Raw genomic sequence first — 1,221 nt, forward strand, 5'->3', positions numbered from 1 at the left:
TGGTTTCGTAGACACCTCCAAGCCTCATAATGAGGCCCAAATAGGAGGTGCCATGAGTCGTCAGCGTTACCCTGAAGAATTCAAGATCGAAGCGGTCAAACAAGTGACCGAGAAAGGCAAGCCTGTCGCCGATGTTGCCCAGCGTCTGGGCATGTCCGTTCACAGTCTCTACGCCTGGATCAAGCTCTACAGCAAACCCCAAGATCAGCGTCAGCAAGACGATGACCAGCAAGCCGAACTGCGCAAGCTGCGTGCTGAACTCAAGCGCGTGACGGAAGAGCGAGACATCTTAAAGAAGGCCGCCGCGTACTTTGCCAAGGAGTGCGGCTGAAGTACGCCTTCATCAAGAAGCACTCGACGGATTACCCGGTGCGGCGCCTTTGCCAAACCCTCAAGGTGCACCCCAGCGGCTACTACGCTTGGTTGGCCGAGCCTCAATCTGCCCGAGCAAAAGAAGATCAACGCCTGCTTGGCTTGATCAAGCATGCCTGGTTAGAAAGCGGAGGTGTGTATGGCTATCGCAAGATTCACGATGACCTGCGAGAGCTGGGAGAGATCTGTGGGCGAAATCGAGTCGGACGTTTGATGCAGGCAGAAGGGCTGCGTTCACAAACGGGTTATCGACGGCGCCCAGGGTTTTATGGCGGAAAGCCAACCGTCGTCTCGCCTAACCACCTTGCGCGGCAGTTCAAGGTCAGTGAGCCGAACAAGGTCTGGGTGACAGACATCACTTACATCCGCACCTATGAAGGATGGCTGTACCTGGCAGTAGTGCTGGATCTGTTTTCCCGCCAAGTGATTGGCTGGTCAATGAAGCCCAGGATGTGCAGCGACCTGGCGATCGACGCGATGTTGATGGCCGTGTGGCGCCGCAAGCCACAGCAGCAAGTGATGATTCATTCAGATCAGGGCAGTCAATTCAGCAGCTCAGATTGGCAAAGCTTCTTGAAGGCAAACAACGTGATTAGCAGCATGAGTCGGCGAGGAAACTGCCATGACAACGCCGTAGCCGAGAGCTTTTTCCAGCTCTTGAAGCGGGAGCGAATCCGACGAAAGATCTACGCAACGCGTGACGAAGCCCGAAGTGATATTTTCGATTACATCGAGATGTTCTATAACCCAAAACGTCGACACAGCAGTGCTATGCAGCTGTCGCCAGTAGAGTATGAGAAACGCTATTTTCTGAGCTTGGAGAGTGTCTAGGAAACCAGGGGCGATTCA

Annotated in this window: 1 protein-coding gene; it reads left to right on the forward strand. The window is 54.2% G+C overall.

The features are described 5' to 3' along the window. The first annotated feature begins 52 nt into the window (after positions 1–52). Positions 53–1,203, forward strand: a protein-coding gene (locus tag AC25M7_RS25425) for an IS3 family transposase (RefSeq protein ID WP_486971630.1) whose coding sequence is annotated in 2 segments (ribosomal slippage) — positions 53–296 and positions 296–1,203 — 1,152 coding nt in all. Because the reading frame shifts where the segments join, the coding sequence is not laid out codon by codon here. The last annotated feature ends 18 nt before the right edge of the window (positions 1,204–1,221 follow it).

Source organism: Pseudomonas sp. P106(2024), from assembly GCF_057480815.1.